14 protein-coding genes are annotated in these 16891 nt (G+C 60.0%); 11 read left to right on the top strand and 3 right to left on the bottom strand.

The features are described 5' to 3' along the window. Positions 1 to 53: 53 nt before the first annotated feature. Together recJ and V7080_RS00895 are read right to left on the bottom strand one after the other, a co-directional pair. Positions 54 to 1748 (bottom strand): single-stranded-DNA-specific exonuclease RecJ, encoded by a 1695-nt coding sequence (gene recJ, locus V7080_RS00900; protein ID WP_334186511.1) that lies wholly within the window; start codon positions 1746 to 1748, stop codon positions 54 to 56. After that, on the bottom strand, positions 1745 to 2557 hold the full coding sequence (locus V7080_RS00895; protein WP_334186510.1) for a hypothetical protein: 813 nt from the start codon (positions 2555 to 2557) through the stop codon (positions 1745 to 1747). Before V7080_RS00895 ends, recJ begins: the two co-directional genes overlap by 4 nt. A 965-nt stretch (positions 2558 to 3522) precedes the next feature. On the opposite strand from V7080_RS00895, the gene V7080_RS00890 reads away from it, so the two are divergent. The 11 genes from V7080_RS00890 to ftsB all read left to right on the top strand — a co-directional run bounded on the left by V7080_RS00890 (position 3523) and on the right by ftsB (position 16473). Then, a complete protein-coding gene (locus V7080_RS00890) occupies positions 3523 to 4767 on the top strand; it encodes a hypothetical protein (protein WP_334186509.1) in 1245 nt (414 codons plus the stop codon). A 289-nt stretch (positions 4768 to 5056) separates the two neighbouring features. Further along, entirely contained in the window at positions 5057 to 6322 is a 1266-nt protein-coding gene (locus V7080_RS00885; RefSeq protein ID WP_334186508.1) for a lipoprotein-releasing ABC transporter permease subunit, read from the top strand. Continuing rightward, the gene (gene lolD, locus V7080_RS00880; RefSeq protein ID WP_334186507.1) at positions 6315 to 7022 is read left to right on the top strand and encodes a lipoprotein-releasing ABC transporter ATP-binding protein LolD; all 708 of its coding nucleotides are present in this window, start codon (positions 6315 to 6317) and stop codon (positions 7020 to 7022) included. The genes V7080_RS00885 and lolD overlap by 8 nt, the downstream gene beginning before the upstream one ends. Continuing rightward, positions 7012 to 7812 (top strand): TatD family hydrolase, encoded by an 801-nt coding sequence (locus tag V7080_RS00875; protein WP_334186506.1) that lies wholly within the window; start codon positions 7012 to 7014, stop codon positions 7810 to 7812. The genes lolD and V7080_RS00875 overlap by 11 nt, the downstream gene beginning before the upstream one ends. Continuing rightward, on the top strand, positions 7813 to 10236 hold the full coding sequence (locus V7080_RS00870; RefSeq protein WP_334186505.1) for a DNA internalization-related competence protein ComEC/Rec2: 2424 nt from the start codon (positions 7813 to 7815) through the stop codon (positions 10234 to 10236). Between the two features lie 105 nt (positions 10237 to 10341). Continuing rightward, entirely contained in the window at positions 10342 to 11145 is an 804-nt protein-coding gene (locus tag V7080_RS00865) for an alpha/beta hydrolase (protein ID WP_334186504.1), read from the top strand. Positions 11146 to 11147: 2 nt separating this feature from the next. Then, positions 11148 to 12098, top strand: coding sequence for a lipid A deacylase LpxR family protein (locus tag V7080_RS00860; protein WP_334186503.1), 951 nt, complete (start codon positions 11148 to 11150; stop codon positions 12096 to 12098). Between the two features lie 111 nt (positions 12099 to 12209). After that, complete coding sequence (locus V7080_RS00855; RefSeq protein ID WP_334186502.1) at positions 12210 to 13868, top strand: CTP synthase; 1659 nt, start codon at positions 12210 to 12212, stop codon at positions 13866 to 13868. Beyond that, the gene (kdsA, locus tag V7080_RS00850) at positions 13865 to 14719 is read left to right on the top strand and encodes a 3-deoxy-8-phosphooctulonate synthase (RefSeq protein WP_334186501.1); all 855 of its coding nucleotides are present in this window, start codon (positions 13865 to 13867) and stop codon (positions 14717 to 14719) included. The genes V7080_RS00855 and kdsA overlap by 4 nt, the downstream gene beginning before the upstream one ends. A gap of 103 nt (positions 14720 to 14822) precedes the next feature. Continuing rightward, a complete protein-coding gene (gene eno, locus V7080_RS00845) occupies positions 14823 to 16106 on the top strand; it encodes a phosphopyruvate hydratase (RefSeq protein ID WP_334186500.1) in 1284 nt (427 codons plus the stop codon). Positions 16107 to 16161: 55 nt separating this feature from the next. Further along, a complete protein-coding gene (gene ftsB / locus V7080_RS00840; protein ID WP_334186499.1) occupies positions 16162 to 16473 on the top strand; it encodes a cell division protein FtsB in 312 nt (103 codons plus the stop codon). A gap of 63 nt (positions 16474 to 16536) precedes the next feature. Here ftsB and V7080_RS00835 read toward each other — a convergent pair. Next, the coding region (locus V7080_RS00835) for an Hsp33 family molecular chaperone HslO (protein WP_334186498.1) at positions 16537 to 16891 on the bottom strand (355 nt) is incomplete at its 5' end.

Below are 16891 nucleotides of genomic sequence, written 5' to 3'. Positions count from 1 at the left end.
GCAGACCTCGCCGCAGCAGGGCGGAGGCGGGTCGGCAGGCGAGCGGATGCGGCTTATGCGGGCTCCGCATGCTCCACCATCAGTTGCACCCGTGTTATACCGTTGAACTCGTTTGCATCGAGCCGGAATGCCACCGTCGCGCGGTCCGGCAGGCTGTCCACATGGCCGAACCAGATGGCGTCGTATTGCCTGCCATTCTTTTCCAGCAGCAGTTTCAGGTGCTTTTCTTTCAATATGCGCTGGTTCAGCACCCGGAACTCATCGCAAAATACCGGCGGCGCGAATCCCTGACCCCAGACCTGGCTGTCGAGCAACTCAATGAATTGCGGCGAAAAATAAGCGTCTTCGAGCGGGCCATCGGTCTCCAGCACGCGTTCCAGCTGATTCTTGGTCAGCTGGTTTTGACCGACGGCTTCGAAAGCCGCCTGAAAGCCTTCAAACATGTCGGCGCGGATCGACAGGCCGGCCGCCATGGAATGCCCGCCGAACTTGTCGATGAGGCTAGGCGCCTGCTTTGAAACGAGGTCAAGTGCGTCGCGCAGGTGAAAGCCGGATATCGAGCGTCCTGAGCCTTTGATCATGCCATCGCCGGCCGGCGCGAAGGTGATCGTCGGACGGTAGAACTTGTCCTTCAGGCGCGAGGCGACGATGCCGATCACGCCCTGGTGCCAGGATGCATCGAATACGGAAATGGTGGTTTTATCCGCCGGGTTGAAGCTTTCCAGCAAGGCAAGCGCCGTATCCTGCATGCCGGCTTCGATATCGCGCCGCTCGCGATTGATGCCGTCGAGCTGTTGGGCGATAGCCCAGGCACGGCCTTCGTCATCGGTGGTCAGGCATTCGATGCCCAGCGACATATCGGACAGCCGTCCGGCTGCGTTCAGGCGGGGACCCACACCGAAGCCGAGATCAAACGGGGTGGCCTTTCGCGCTTCGCGGCCGGCGGCACGGAAAAGTGCGGCAATGCCGGCATGCATGCGCCCGGCGCGCATGCGCTTCAGGCCCTGGGTGACCAGGATGCGGTTGTTGGCATCGAGCTTGACGACGTCGGCCACGGTGCCGAGTGCGACCAGATCAAGCAGCGAATCGAGCTTCGGCTGGTTCTGTGCATCAAATACGCCGCGACGACGCAGTTCGGCCCGCAATGCCAGAAGGACATAGAACATCACGCCCACGCCTGCCAGGTTCTTGCTCGGGAATCCGCATTCCGGCTGGTTCGGATTGACGATCACGCGTGCTGCCGGCAGGGTGGCGGCAGGCAAATGATGGTCGGTAACGACCACCTCGATGCCGCGCCGGTTGGCTTCCGCCACGCCATCGATGCTGGCAATGCCGTTGTCCACCGTCACGATAATATCGGGCGATTTCTCCCTTGCTGTAAGTTCGACGATTTCGGGTGTGAGGCCATAGCCGTATTCGAATCGATTCGGAACGATATAGTCGACACGTGCTCCCAGCGCGCGCAGTCCGCGCAACCCAACCGCGCAGGCGGTAGCGCCGTCACAGTCGTAGTCCGCCACGATGGTCATCTTTTTTCCAGCGGCGATGGCGTCGGCGAGGAATACCGCTGCGGCGTCGATGTGCAGCAAGCCGGCAGGGGCGATGAGGGCATTCAGCTCGCTGGCAAGTTCGCGTGCATCGGATAAACCGCGCGCCGCGTAAAGTCGTGCGAGCACCGGGTGTACGCCTTGCTGGCGCAGCATTTCCGCGGTGCGGAACGGGTAGGAACGTGTGGCGATACGGGTCATGAGCAAAGTGGCATGAGTGAGGGTTTGACCCAGAACTTGCGTAGCGAGTGCCGGCTGACAATGAAGGTGACCGTTTTGGCATGGCCGCTTGCAATGATTGAGATGGTGCCGATTTTGCCCGACTTCAATGCCTCGTGCAGCGGTGCGATCCAACCGGCATCATACAGCTGCATGTGCTGTAGCCAGTTGCTCCAGTCGTGTGCCAGTACCGGTTCGATCAGGGTGTCGAGGCTGAGCAAAACGCGGGTGCCGGCTTCTGCGATGATGGTGGACGCGGATCCGGCCTGCCTGTCAATTCCGGTGGACATGCCAAGTGCATCGGTCCATCCACCCATGTTGAAGACCGCGTCATAGGGATTGGCCACCAGACGCATTGCAGCGGATGCGCCGCCCCACAGCCATAGCGAGTTGACCGGTTTCATGCCGCGCGATTCGCGTTCCTCATTGATTGGATGGCCATGCCAATGCATCTGCACTTCATTTTGCAGCTTCCGCCAATCCCGTTCTCCCTTTCCCTTCGGCATCCAGATATCGATGTTGTGACCGCAGGTGGCGTCCGGTGTACAGGTTCTTAGTTCACTCCATTCATCGGCGCGCACGAACCAGGTGGAGCTGTTTCCGTATAGCAGTGGCTTTCCGCTTTCCTCGAACAACGGTCGCGCAATGTCGAACAGGGCACGTGACTGCTCCTCCGATAGATGTAACTGGCGCTGATCTGTTAATACGAGATGGTCGCGTGCGATATGAATATGCACGGGATTCAGGACAAACCAGAAGCCGTCAGGCATCGCCATGCCGATTGCTTTCATTGCCGCAATGGCAGCGTGTGGACTGTTTGATGAGTTCGAAGAATCGCTATCGATAAGCTCAAATCGCCTGGAGACCCAGGCTTCATGAGGAAGCAATGCGCGCATCTGTTCATCATGATCAATAGTGGCTGCTTTCGCACGGGATATAAGCAATGCAAGGCAAGGCGTTTTCAGTTCGCGAAGGAGGTCCGTTGCCAGTTCTCCTGGCGGCAACGCGAACGGGATAAGGATATCGAGATGATTCATGCCGCGATTGTAGGGCAAACACAGCGGCGCTCGATAAAGTCCCTAAGTGTTCGCGTAATACGAGGTTGGTTACACCTTGTAACGCTTTAGGGGTGCAGTCGTCGAATGCATTCGATAGACGTGGTGAACATGTCGTATCAATGAAACAAAACGCCAGTTGGTCTGATGCATCTCTAGTCTTACTGGCAATGAACTTAACAAGTGTCAATGTTCAAAACCAGCAAGATTCGAAAATGATTCTCAAGCCGGATGTGCGGCGATTCAACACCCGATTACATGGAATATTTACAGAACCTTGCTGTTTTACTGTCTTCGCTATTTGTCTGTTGAGATACGCGGCAACCGGATGCAAGCAGCATGGAGAATAAGTTATTCAGTAGGCGGACTGGGACGATAAATTTTTTATTTGCATGCAAACACATTGCGCTTCCTATGACGAAGCCGGGTGTTAGGGCATTTTACTTAAAGGTATAACCATGAAGATTTTCTCCGTAGATATAAAACCTGTAGCAGGCGCTTTATTGGCAGCAAGCGTGTTATCCGCATGCGGCGGAGGCGGAGGATCGGATACGACCACCAATCCGGGAGGAACGCCCGCACCTGCGCCCGCGCCTGCGCCGGCACCCTCTCCGTCGCCGTCCCCATCTCCGTCACCGTCGCCGTCGCCTGCGCCGGCACCTACGCCATCTCCGAATTCTCCCGCTCCAGTGACCGCGCCCATGACCATGACCTGCGCCGACGGCGCAACGTATCAGTGCACCGGCACCAGCATCATTCGCGTCGATAACGGTGTTGCCCTGACCAGTTCCGGCGTTCAGGTTTATGGCCGCTCGACGAGCGATCTGAGGAATCCAAATCCCGACACTACCAACGCCACCGGCCTTGCGCTCGCAACCGGTTCAGGCGGCGTGGCCGACATTCGCATCGCCAAGGGCACGGATGGCCGCCTGTCGGCGCAGCGCCTGATTCTCAACAGCCTGGGATTGTCATGGGATGGCCGTACTGAGCGTCCGACAATCATCGAAACCTTCGATCCGACGTCGGGACGCAGCGTCCTTGGCGCAAACGGCGTTGTCTCCGCCGCGCCCTTGCCGCCGAACACGGACCTCGGCTTCTTTGATGTAGCTACCCGCGGCGGAGCTGGCACGCAGGCGAATTACGCGAATAACCGCTACTTCCCGCGTACTGCTCCTGTCCGTTGCACTGGCGGCGGCTGCCAGACCGTGGAAACTGCCGGCTTGCAGTTCGTCGTCGGCGACTGGCGTACTGGCGGCGGCACCCCGGATCTCGCATTCGGCATGCGTCTGCATAGTGACGGCGATATCCACGCCGGCGACGGCGTGTCCGGCGGCACCGGACCCGGCGTCCCGTTTCCGGGCTCGAAGGGTTACCGTCAATATTCCAATGAAGGCCTTCAGTACGGCAATCTCTCGACATGGTTCAGCCAGGACACGGTGCAAATCGTCGAGTGGACGGGCGGTCCAGGCGCGCTGGAGCACAACAAGAATCGCCGCGGCGCGGTCGCCTTCGGTGCAGTAACCGATCCTGCCGCAGTGCCGACCACCGGTACCGCCAGCTACGATGGTTTCGTCACCGGCTGGTATGCGGTGAACGGCGCCAATGATCCGGTACCTATCCGCGGCCAGGCAACCATTACCGCAAACTTTGCAACCCGTCAGGTCACGGTTGCACTGCGTAACGTGGTCAATCGCGATAACAACGCCGCACTGCCGTTGTCGTTCACTTCGACAGTCAATATGGGAGCGGCGGGCATCAGCGTTGCCAACTACATGACCGGCGCGGTCAGCAATGCCGGTCTGACCGGCGGACTGAGCGGACGTTACTTCGGTCCGGTGGTTCCTGGCGGATCGGGTGCCGGTCCTGCGGAGGTTGCGGGCGCAATGTCCTTGTCGAATACCACGGGTGCGGCGGTGATCGGTGGCTTCATTGCGAAGAAGCAATAGGCATGCAGCAATAGACGTGGAGCGACGACCTATTGATATCGATTGACAAGGTTTCATAGCGGTCCACTCCGGTCGGGCGACATTCTATCGATGTCGCCCGATTGGTTTTTATGGCGGCCAAGTGCCGGTGCTGAAGTCATGGATCTCGTCCCGGCATCCCCGGCCGCTGTTCATGAATGTGGTTGTGTGGCAAACTGCGGGCTTCGTGCGGGGCCGCCGTTGCAACGACGTGCCGTAGCCGCTCATCCAAGCCATCCGGTTTCGATGGTCTCCATCAGGAGCTTTTCCATTGGGTATATTCAAGAACCTGCCATTCGAGTGGCTGGTCGGCATGCGTTATACGCGCGCTGGCCGGCGCGGAGGGCGTAACAGCTTTATTTCCTTCATTTCGATGATCTCCATGGCGGGCATCGCACTGGGTGTGGCCGCGCTGATTGTCGTGCTCTCGGTCATGAACGGGTTTCAGAAGGAGGTGCGGGATCGCATGTTGTCGGTGCTGGCCCATATCGAGGTGTTCGATGCGTCCGGCACCATGCCCGACTGGCAGGCCACCGCCAAAGAAGCCTTCCTGCAGAAGGAAGTGCGCGGCGCGGCGCCCTATGTGGCGGGCCAGGCAATGATGACGCGGGATGATACGGTGCGCGGCGTCATCGTGCGCGGCGTGTTGCCGTCAGAGGAGCCGAAAGTATCGGATGTGGCATCGCAGGTGCGCCAGGGAAGTTTCAACGATCTGGTGCCGGGCGAATTCAATATCGTGCTTGGGAAGGAGCTGGCGCTCGGACTGCGCGCCGAAGTAGGCGACAAGGTCACCATGATCGCCCCGCAGGGGCAGGTCACGCCCGCCGGCGTCCTGCCGCGGCTGAAACAATATACGGTGGTTGGCATTTTCGAGGCTGGCCACCATGAGTACGACTCCGGCCTTGCCTTCATCCATCTTGATGATGCGATGCGGATGTTCAAGATGGATGCGCCTTCCGGCTTGAGGCTGAAGATCGAAGACATGCAACGTGCTCCCGAAGTCGCGCTCGACCTGTCACGCATCCTGACCGGCAATGTACTTATCCTGGACTGGTCGAAGCAGAACAGGACATGGTTCGCCGCGGTGCAAACCGAAAAGCGCATGATGTTCATCATCCTGACACTGATCATCGCGGTGGCGGCGTTCAATCTCGTCTCCACGCTGGTGATGACGGTAACCGACAAGCAGGCCGATATCGCGATCCTGCGTACGCTTGGCGCATCGCCGCCGTCGATCATGAAGATCTTCATGATCCAGGGGGCGCTGGTCGGATTGCTGGGTACCGCAATCGGCGTGGGCCTCGGCATACTGGTGGCGCTGAATATCGATGTGATCGTGCCCTTCATCGAGCGCCTGCTTGGTGTCCAGTTCCTGTCCAAGGACATTTACCTGATCAGCACGCTGCCATCCGATCTGCGCTGGCCGGATGTTTACACCATCGGCGGTGTGGCGGTGATCCTTGCTTTCCTGGCGACCCTTTATCCGAGCTGGCGCGCTTCGGCAGTACGGCCGGCGGAGGCCCTGCGTTATGAATAAGCCGGAACAGAACATGCAGCCCGTCGTATTGTCGTGCCGTGGCCTCGGCAAAACCTTCACCCAAGGTAAGTACTCGGTTAAGGTGCTGAGCAATATCAACTTCGACGTGGCACGCGGCGAACGGGTCGCCATTGTCGGCGCCTCCGGGTCGGGAAAATCCACGCTGCTCCACCTGCTGGGCGGTCTGGATACGCCCAGTGCCGGCAGCGTCACCTTGCTCGGCAAGGATTTCGCCAGCCTTGGCGAAAAAGCACGGGGCGATCTTCGAAACACTTCCCTGGGCTTTGTCTACCAGTTCCACCATTTGCTGCCGGAATTTTCCGCGCTCGATAACGTCGGCATGCCGCTCATGATCAAGCGTGTGCATCGTGACGCGGCGCATGCGACCGCGTCGCAGGTGCTGTCGCGTGTCGGTCTCGCCAACCGCGTGTCGCACGTGCCCGGTGAATTGTCCGGCGGCGAGCGGCAGCGGGTTGCGCTGGCGCGTGCGTTGGTGACGCAGCCGGCTTGTGTGCTGGCCGACGAACCCACTGGTAACCTCGATCGCGCCACCGCGCAAAAAACCTTCGACCTGATGCTCGAACTATCGCGCACGCTCGGCACCGCCTTCGTCATCGTCACCCACGATATCGAGCTGGCGCGTCACTGCGACCGCGTACTGCGCCTGTCGGAAGATGGTTTGCTGCCCTATGTGGATTGACACCCATTGTCACCTGGACGCGGCCGAATTCGGCGGTGCGTCGGGTGCGGTGGCGGCGCGCGCCGGTGCGGAAGGTGTATCGATGATCGTCATTCCGGCAGTGGAGCGGGGTAATTTCGATATCGTCGCGTCGCTTGCCGCAGGCACGTCCAATTGCAGCTATGGACTCGGCATTCATCCCATCTTCGTGCCGCAGGCAACGGAGAAAGACCTTGCGCTGCTGCGGGAAAAGGTTGCAGCCGCAGTCGATGATCGCCGCTTCGTCGCGGTCGGCGAGATCGGACTGGATTTTTTCATCCCGCAGTTGAAGGACGGTGCGCTCCGTGAAAAGCAGGAGTATTTTTACGTCGAGCAACTGAAGATCGCCCGCGATTTCGACCTTCCCGTGCTGCTGCATGTGCGGCGCTCGCAGGACACCGTGCTCAAGCATCTTCGCCGCATGAAGGTTGCCGGCGGCATTGCCCATGCATTCAATGGCAGCCTCCAGCAGGCGCAGATGTTCATCGATCTCGGGTTCAAGCTGGGCTTCGGCGGCGCGATGACCTTTCCACGCGCATTGCAGATTCGCAGGCTGGCAACCACCTTGCCGCTGGACGCTATCGTGCTGGAAACCGATGCGCCGGATATATCGCCCGCCTGGCTGCATCCGCAGCGCAACAGCCCCGAACAATTGCCGCGTATCGGCAATGCGCTTGCCGATTTGCGAAGCATCTCCGCAGAGGAAGTCGCAAGCGCCACGAGAGCGAATGCGCTCGCCGCGATGCCGAGGCTTGCTTCGCTTTTCGGGTAAATGCGTAGCGGCGTTGTCGGTTTCGTTATCGGCGTCTGGCTCCTGCAAATCCAGGCCGCTCTGCCTCCATGGAGCGTGATCGGGCTCCTGATCTGTCTCGGCATTGCCGTAGCCATCGCAGGATTTCTGTCGACACGGACCTTCCTGAAATTGTCCCTGTTCGTCGCCTGCGGCGTTCTGGCCGGTTTCGCCTGGGCGGCCTCGATTGCGCAGCACTATCTGGTGCAGGAATTGCCGTCGGAGTGGGAGGGGCGAGACGTGACGGTCATCGGCACCATCGACAGCCTGCCGTTTTATTTCGAGCGGGGTGTGCGTTTCAACTTCAATGTGGAAAGGGCGACGGCGGAGGGTGTTGAACTGGCCGTCATTCCGCGCCGACTCGCGCTCTCCTGGTATTCGGCATTTCATGCCGAGGAGATGCAGGTTGTCGGCAACGTCCGGCCGGGCGAACGGTGGCAGCTGACCGTACGCCTGAAGCGGCCCCATGGCAATGCCAATCCGCATGGCTTCGATTATGAAGCCTGGCTGCTGGAGCAGGGTTTGCGTGCCACAGGATACGTTCGGCCGGACCAGCGCTCCGTTATAAAGAACCAGCGCCTGCAAGATTTCGTCTGGAGCTTCGGAAACGTGGTGGAACACCTGCGCGGCGTGCTGCGCGAACGCATTCACGATGCGCTTCCGGAAGGCCGGTATGCCGGCGTGCTGGTGGCACTGGTGATTGGTGAACAGCGGGCGGTCAGTCAAACGGATTGGAAGGTTTTCAACCGGACCGGTGTTGGGCATCTCATCTCGATTTCAGGTCTGCATATCACCATGATCGCCGGCTTGTTCGCTGCTCTGGTGTTTCAGCTTTGGCGCCGCTCCTTCTTCACCTCCGCCGGTCTGCCCTTGCTGCTCCCGGCGCAGAAGGCCGCCGCGCTTGCCGGCGTTGCCATTGCTTTGATTTATGTATTGCTGGCGGGCTTCGGCGTACCCGCGCAGCGTACGCTGTACATGCTCTCGGTAGTGGCATTGGCGTTGTGGTGCGGACGTATCGCCAGCGTGTCCCATGTGCTGTGTTGTGCATTGTTCGTCGTTTTGCTCCTGGACCCGTGGGCGGTCCTCGGTCCCGGATTCTGGCTTTCATTCGGCGCGGTGGCGATGATCCTTTTCGCGACAGTCGGCAGAGCCCGGTTCCACGCAGGCAGCAAACCGACCATCCGGGAGCGGCTTATTGCGGCGCTTCGCTCGGCAGGCCACACCCAGTATGTCGTTACGCTCGGCCTGGTGCCCTTTACCTTGCTGCTGTTCGGCCAGGTTTCGTTGATCAGTCCGATCGCCAATGCGGTGGCCATACCTGTCATCAGCTTTCTTGTGACGCCGATGGCGCTCTGCGGCAGCATCCTGCCCGCTCCCATATCAAACTGGGTATTTGGCGCTGCGCATCTGCTGGTCGAGTGGCTCGCCGCAATCCTTGGCTGGATCAGCCAATTGCCATCGGCGGTCTGGACCGCGCCGTCGCCGTCCTGGTGGATGTTTGCCTGTGCATTGATCGGCGCGCTCTGGCTGCTTGCACCACCCGGCTGGCCGCTGCGTTGGCTCGGACTGGCAGCCTGGATACCGCTGCTCCTGAACCAGCCGACCCGTCCGGAACCCGGGCAGATGTGGGTGACTGCGTTCGATGTAGGACAGGGCACGGCGGTCGTGGTCGAGACCGCGCATCATCGCCTGCTGTATGACACCGGTCCGGCTTATTCGCCCGAATCCGACGGCGGCAACCGCGTCATCCTGCCGTACCTGCGCGGACGAGGCATCGGTGCACTTGATGGCGTAGTGATCTCGCACAGCGACATCGATCACTCCGGCGGCGCCCGTTCCATTCTCGACGAGGTGAAGGTGGGCTGGACAGCCTCGTCGCTTCCGGCCGATCACGCGATCGTCCAGGCCGCGCCCATGCATCGGCGTTGCGAAGCGGGCCAGGCGTGGACCTGGGACGGCGCACGCTTCGAGATGCTGCATCCGCCGCCGGAAAGTTACGACATCCATAAATGGAAACCGAATGCACGCAGCTGCACGCTGAAAATCACCATGGGCGAGCATTCGATTCTCCTCCCCGGCGACATCGAGGCTGCCCAGGAAGCCGCCCTTGTCAGCGAAGCGTCGGACAGCTTGCATGCAACCGTGCTGCTCGCGCCGCATCACGGCAGCGGCACGTCGTCCACTCAGCCGTTCCTGGCAGCGGTGAAACCCGCCGTTGCCGTATTCCAGGTCGGCTACCGCAATCGCTATCGCCATCCGAAGCAGGAAGTGTTCGACCGGTATGCCGAAATGGATATCCAGCGCCTTCGCAGCGACCAGTCGGGCGCGATCAGTTTCCGCTTCGGGCAACGCATCGAGATGAGTGAATTCCGGACGGAGCACGCCCGCTACTGGCATGGGCGTTGACATGATGAGGGCACGACGGGCCGGCAACGGTCCGGCGGCATTGCCTTTACAATCTTGGCTTCTTCATGCCGACCGATTTCCCGGCCCAGCGGGCCGGCGCCACCGATGACACAACCGATTCTCCACTTCGTACACGCGAACAGTTACCCGGCCGGTACCTATCGCCAATTTTTCAAGCATTTGGGCCGCCACTACGAGGTGCAGGCGCTTGACATGCATGCCCATAATCCCAACTATCCGGTCCGCAACGGCTGGTCTGCACTCAAGAGGGAACTGCTGGATGAATTGGCGGCCCGTTACGATCAGCCGGTCATCCTGGTCGGACATTCGATGGGCGGCATGCTCAGCCTGATGGCAGCCCGGGCACGGCCTGACGTGGCTCGCTGCGTGGTGTTGCTCGATGCGCCGGTGGTGGCGGGGTGGCGCGCGGGAATGCTGCGTATCGCAAAGCATATCGGCATCGACGACCGGTTCTCGCCAGCCCAGTTTTCCGCAAAACGCCGCAATCAATGGCCGGATGCCGAAACCGCCTACCAGCATTATGCGGCCAAGAAAATTTTCGCCGCATGGCCACCGGAAGTGCTGCGCGACTACATCGAACACGGGCTGGCGGCGCATCCGGAGGGCGTCACCCTCCGCTTCACCCGCGAGACCGAGACGGCGGTGTACCGCAGCCTGCCACATCATCTCGGCCGCCTGGTGCGCCGATCCTTTCCGGTACCTGTGGGTTTCATCGGCGGTGCCGCTTCGGTGGAATGCCGCCAGGCTGGCTTGTCGGCGACCCGCCGGCTGGTCGGCAAGCATTTCATGCAAATTCCGGGCGGCCACCTGTTTCCGATGGAGTCCCCCGCACCGGCGGCACAGGCGGTGCACCAGATGGTTCAATCCCTGCTTCCTTCACGGCACTGATCATGACACTTCCTTCATCCATCCCGGCATCCGGTACCTTTCTCCTTCTGGCTGCCTTATGTGCGCCCCTGCAGGCGGCCGGCTTCGTAAGCGATTTCGTCAGCGATTTCCGGCGTCATGCGGTCGAAGGCAAGACCAGTCATGCGCTGGACATCGACAATGACAGCCTGTTGCTGAACCGGGATGACGGGTTTTATTCCAGCGGCTTGCGCTATACCCGGCGCGCAACCGTCGCAGGACCATCGTCAACGACAAGTTTCGGCTGGCGGATCGGGCAACAGCTCTATACCGCCTCCGACATCAACCTTCCGCCGGCCCGGGTACGCGCGCCGGATCATCCCTATGCCGCCTGGCTGTTCGGCGGTGTTTTCAAGGAAACGCATCGTTCCGACGGCAGTCATATGCGGGCGGGAATCGACATCGGCTGCCTCGGTCCTTGTGCCGGCGGTGAATGGACACAGAAGAATCTGCATCGGCTGTTGAACCAGCCTTTGCCTCAGGGATGGAGCCGCCAGGTGAAAAATGAATTCGGCGTGATTCTCCATGGCGAAATTGCGCCGATACGATGGGCCCTTTCCCCGTCGCTGGACATTACGCCGAGTTTTCATGGCCGCTTCGGCAATATACATGCGGACGCCGGCGCCGGCCTGCTGGTACGGGCCGGACGGTTGGCGGCATTGCCGGGGGCATCGACACTGCACGGTTTTTTTCGGCTTGACGGCAGGGCGGTTGCCCACAATGCCACCTTGCAAGGCGGCTATTTCTCCAGCGGCGATCCGCATACGGTGAAGCCGAAACGCGCCGTGGGCGAGGTGGAGGCTGGCGTCGCGTGGATGGAAGGTTCATACGGTTTGCTGTTTTCCATTGTGCGACGGGGCAATGAAATCAGGGCGTTACCGGATTCGACCGGATCGCAAAATTTTATCCGCCTGCAATTTTCCTATACGCCCTGAACGGCAAATACTTTCGTGCGCGAGGCACGACGAACGGCAAAGCCGGGAATCCGGCAAACGGTTTGCGTTATAATTTGAATTTCCCGCACGTGCCGTCCGGCACATTCAGCAATGACCAAGTTTGTATTCGTCACAGGCGGCGTCGTATCTTCCCTTGGCAAGGGAATCGCCGCCGCGTCTCTGGCCGCCATCCTCGAATCGCGCGGCCTCAAAGTCACCCTCCTCAAACTCGATCCGTACATCAATGTGGACCCGGGTACCATGAGTCCTTTCCAGCACGGCGAGGTCTTCGTGACCGACGACGGCGCGGAAACCGACCTCGACCTCGGCCACTACGAGCGGTTCATCACTGCAAAGATGAGGAAGGTCAACAACTTCACCACCGGCCAGATCTACGAATCGGTGATCCGCAAGGAACGCCGCGGCGAGTATCTCGGCAAGACGGTGCAGGTGATTCCGCACATCACGAACGAGATCCAGGACTACATTTATCGCGGTTCCGAGGGTTTCGATGTCGCAATGGTCGAAATCGGCGGCACTGTCGGCGATATCGAATCGCTGCCATTTCTCGAGGCTGCCCGCCAGCTCAGCCTGCGGGCAGGCCGCAATGCGGCGGCATTCGTGCATTTGACGCTGGTGCCATTTATTGCATCGGCCGGCGAACTCAAGACCAAACCGACCCAGCATAGTGTGCAGAAGCTGCGTGAAATCGGTATTTCGCCCGACGCGCTGCTGTGCCGCGCCGACCGTCCGATTCCTGACGACGAACGCGCCAAAATTTCGCTGTTCTCGAATGTGCAGGAAGACGCCGTAATCTCGGTCTGGGATGCGGATACGATCTACAAGATTCCGCAGATGCTGCACGACCAGGGCCTGGACGCGATTGTCTGCGAAAAGCTCGGCCTGTCGCCCAAGCCGGCTGACCTGTCCGTCTGGACCAGGCTGGTCCATGCCCTTGAAAATCCGAAGCAGCAAGTTACGATCGGAATGGTGGGCAAATATGTCGACCTTACCGAATCCTACAAGTCGCTGACCGAAGCGCTGCGGCATGCCGGCATCCATACCGAGAGCCGGGTCAATATCGAGTACATCGACTCCGAGGAAATCGAAGCCAGCGGCACTGCCGGTTTGGCGAAGTACGATGCCATCCTGGTCCCGGGCGGGTTTGGCAAGCGTGGCGTGGAAGGCAAGATTGCCGCTGCAAAATACGCTCGCGAACACAAAGTGCCTTATCTCGGCATCTGCCTTGGCATGCAGGTCGCGCTGATCGAGTTTGCACGTCACAAGGCCGGATTGACCAAATCAAATTCCACCGAATTCGATCCGGATACCGAACAGCCGGTCGTTGCACTGATCACCGAATGGCAAAACCATGACGGCAAGGTGGAAAGGCGTGATGCGGACTCCGACCTCGGCGGCACAATGCGGCTGGGCGCGCAGACCTGCGCCGTCAAGCCCGGCACCCTCGCAGCGGAGATCTACGGTCCGGTGGTGACGGAACGCCATCGCCACCGCTACGAAGCCAACAATCACTATCTCAGCCGCGTGGAAGAAGCAGGTTTGATCGTGTCGGCCAGAACGCCGACCGAGGAACTGTGTGAAATCATGGAATTACCGCGTACCGGCGAGAATGCGCATCCATGGTATGTCGGCGTGCAGTACCACCCGGAGTTCAAATCCACGCCGCGCGACGGGCATCCGCTGTTCATTTCGTTCATCAAGGCGGCGCTCGCCCGCAAGCAGGCATCGTCCGAAAGGAAGGCAGCATGAAACTCTGCGGTTTCGATGTCGGTCTCGACAAGCCATTCTTCCTGATTGCCGGTCCGTGCGTGATCGAATCCGAGCAGATGGCGCTCGATACCGCCGGGCGGCTGAAGGAAATCACAGCTGAACTCGGCATCCCGTTCATCTACAAATCCTCGTTCGACAAGGCCAACCGTTCGTCCGGCACATCGTTTCGCGGGCTGGGCATGGAAAAAGGGCTGGAGATACTCGCCACGGTCAAACGGGAAATTGGGGTTCCGGTATTGACCGACATTCACGAGATCGATGAGGTCAAGCCGGTTGCCGCTGTCGTCGATGTGCTGCAGACACCGGCCTTCCTGTGCCGCCAGACCGACTTCATCCGGGCCTGCGCGCAGTCCGGCAAGCCGGTCAATATCAAGAAGGGCCAGTTCCTCGCGCCGCACGACATGAAAAACGTGATCGACAAGGCACGCGATGCGGCCCGGGAAGCAGGGCTGCCGGAAGATAATTTCATGGCCTGCGAACGCGGCGTCTCATTCGGCTACAACAATCTCGTTTCCGACATGCGCTCGCTCGCCATCATGCGCGAGACGGGCTGCCCTGTCGTGTTCGACGCGACCCATTCCGTCCAGTTGCCGGGCGGGCAGGGGACGTCGTCGGGCGGACAGCGTGAATTCGTGCCGGTCTTGGCGCGCGCCGCGGTGGCGGTCGGCATTGCCGGTCTCTTCATGGAAACCCATCCCAACCCGGCCGAGGCGAAATCGGACGGCCCGAATGCGGTGCCATTGCTCCGTATCAAGGAACTGCTGGCGACGCTGGTTAAACTCGACCGGTCCGTCAAGGAAGCCGGCTTCCTCGAAGCCGATTTTTCCTGAGATTTTCGATTACAAGACCGGCATGCGCAGGCGGTTCCAGCCATGCGCCGCAGCAGGCGTCGAGGCCTGCACCACAGAATTCTTTTTGACTAGGGAGCTTTGAATGAGTGCCATCGTAGATATCATTGGCCGCGAGGTGATCGACTCGCGCGGCAATCCGACCGTCGAATGCGACGTTCTGCTGGAATCCGGCGTGATGGGACGCGCCGCCGTACCATCGGGCGCGTCCACCGGTTCGCGCGAAGCCATCGAGCTGCGCGACGGCGACAAGAGCCGCTACCTCGGCAAGGGCGTGCTGAAGGCCTGCGAAAATATCAATACCGAAATCTCCGAAGCCATCATGGGCCTGGACGCCAATGAACAGGCATTCCTCGACCGCACCCTGATCGATCTCGACGGCACCGACAACAAGGCCCGCCTCGGCGCCAACGCCACGCTGGCTGTGTCGATGGCGGTGGCCAAGGCCGCTGCAGAAGAGTCCGGCCTGCCGCTGTACCGCTATTTCGGCGGTTCAGGCGCAATGCAGATGCCGGTGCCGATGATGAACGTCATCAACGGCGGTGCGCATGCCGACAACAACCTCGACCTGCAGGAGTTCATGATCATTCCGGTCGGGGCACCGAGTTTCCGTGAAGCGGTGCGCTACGGCGCCGAGGTGTTCCACACCCTGAAGAAAATTCTGCATGAGAAGGGCCTGACGACGGCGGTCGGCGACGAGGGCGGTTTTGCGCCGTCGGTCGATAACCACGAAGCGGCCATCAAGCTGATTCTGCAAGCCATCGAGCAGGCCGGCTACGAGCCTGGCACCCAGATCGCCCTCGGCCTGGACTGTGCCGCGTCGGAGTTTTACAAGGATGGTAAATACCGTCTTGACGGCGAAGGCCTGAGCCTGTCGTCGGGCGACTTCACCAACCTGCTGGCAACCTGGTGCGACAAGTATCCGATCATCTCCATCGAGGATGGCATGGCGGAAAATGACTGGGAAGGCTGGGCGACGCTGACGCAGGCGCTGGGCAAGAAGGTTCAGCTGGTGGGCGACGACCTGTTTGTAACCAACACCCGTATCCTTCGCGAAGGCATTCAGAAGAACATTGCCAATTCGATCTTGATCAAGATCAACCAGATTGGTACGCTGACGGAAACCTTTGCCGCCATTGAAATGGCGAAGCGGGCTGGCTATACGGCAGTGATTTCCCATCGTTCCGGTGAGACCGAAGACGCGACCATTGCCGATATCGCGGTGGGTACGAATGCGTTGCAGATCAAGACCGGCTCGATGTCGCGTTCGGACCGTACCGCAAAGTACAACCAGTTGCTACGCATCGAGGAAGACCTGGGCGATATCGCCAGCTACCCCGGCCGCGGCGCATTTTATAACCTGAGATAAGTACGAGGGTTCGACGACCTGCCGCCCCTGGCGGGCCGTCGAACGTAACAATCCGATGCGCGTGATTACCCTTAGCCTTGCGGCCTTGCTGTTATTGATCCAGTACCCGCTTTGGCTTGGCAAGGGAGGATGGCTCCGCGTGTGGGATCTCGACAACCAGGTGGTGGCCGCGCAAAAGAAAAATGACGAGCTGAAAGCGCGCAACGCCAAACTGAACTCCGAGGTACGCGACTTGAGGGAGGGCACTGGTGCGGTGGAGGAGCGCGCCCGCTACGAGCTCGGCATGATCAAGCAAGGCGAGCTCTTCGTTCAGGTACTGGAGCCGAACAGCACACCGCCAGTCGTTTCCGATACAGTGAAGAAGTGATTCGACGGCCAGCCGTACCCGCTTTCGGCGCGTGAAGCAGTGCCACAGTTCGTGTACACGCTCTCAATGCTTTAATTTCCCCGGCGCCTGCAGACCCTCGCTCGACGTTTCGGTAGCGAAGAGCTGTGCACAATCCACTCTGTCGAATTCATAGTGCTGGCCACAGAAATCGCAGTTGATCCCCAGCTTGCCGAGGTCATCCAGTGCCGAATCAACTTCCGGTTTGCCAAGCATTTTCAGCATATTGCCCACTTTTTCACGAGAGCAGGAGCAATAAAAATTTGGATGCTGCGCGTCGAACAGGCGGATCGTTTCCTCCCAGAACAGGCGATGCATCAGCGTCTGGATATCGGTGGCCAGCAATTCTTCCCTGCCCAAAGTCGACGCCAGCATGACGGTGCGATTCCAAATCTCCACA

The sequence above is a fragment of the Noviherbaspirillum sp. genome (assembly GCF_036846085.1).
Lineage (GTDB): Bacteria > Pseudomonadota > Gammaproteobacteria > Burkholderiales > Burkholderiaceae_D > Noviherbaspirillum.
This window is presented reverse-complemented; position numbering and strand designations above follow the sequence as displayed.

Excerpts from the sequence above, each read along its gene's own strand:
- V7080_RS00875 (WP_334186506.1), top strand. The coding sequence starts at position 7,012 with ATGTGGATTGACACCCATTGTCACCTGGACGCGGCCGAATTCGGCGGT.
- kdsA (WP_334186501.1), top strand. The coding sequence starts at position 13,865 with ATGAAACTCTGCGGTTTCGATGTCGGTCTCGACAAGCCATTCTTCCTG.
- V7080_RS00865 (WP_334186504.1), top strand. The coding sequence starts at position 10,342 with ATGACACAACCGATTCTCCACTTCGTACACGCGAACAGTTACCCGGCC.
- V7080_RS00870 (WP_334186505.1), top strand. The coding sequence starts at position 7,813 with ATGCGTAGCGGCGTTGTCGGTTTCGTTATCGGCGTCTGGCTCCTGCAA.
- V7080_RS00890 (WP_334186509.1), top strand. The coding sequence starts at position 3,523 with ATGACCATGACCTGCGCCGACGGCGCAACGTATCAGTGCACCGGCACC.
- eno (WP_334186500.1), top strand. The coding sequence starts at position 14,823 with ATGAGTGCCATCGTAGATATCATTGGCCGCGAGGTGATCGACTCGCGC.
- V7080_RS00855 (WP_334186502.1), top strand. The coding sequence starts at position 12,210 with ATGACCAAGTTTGTATTCGTCACAGGCGGCGTCGTATCTTCCCTTGGC.
- V7080_RS00860 (WP_334186503.1), top strand. The coding sequence starts at position 11,148 with ATGACACTTCCTTCATCCATCCCGGCATCCGGTACCTTTCTCCTTCTG.
- lolD (WP_334186507.1), top strand. The coding sequence starts at position 6,315 with ATGAATAAGCCGGAACAGAACATGCAGCCCGTCGTATTGTCGTGCCGT.
- recJ (WP_334186511.1), bottom strand. The coding sequence starts at position 1,748 with ATGACCCGTATCGCCACACGTTCCTACCCGTTCCGCACCGCGGAAATG.
- V7080_RS00895 (WP_334186510.1), bottom strand. The coding sequence starts at position 2,557 with ATGAAAGCAATCGGCATGGCGATGCCTGACGGCTTCTGGTTTGTCCTG.
- ftsB (WP_334186499.1), top strand. The coding sequence starts at position 16,162 with ATGCGCGTGATTACCCTTAGCCTTGCGGCCTTGCTGTTATTGATCCAG.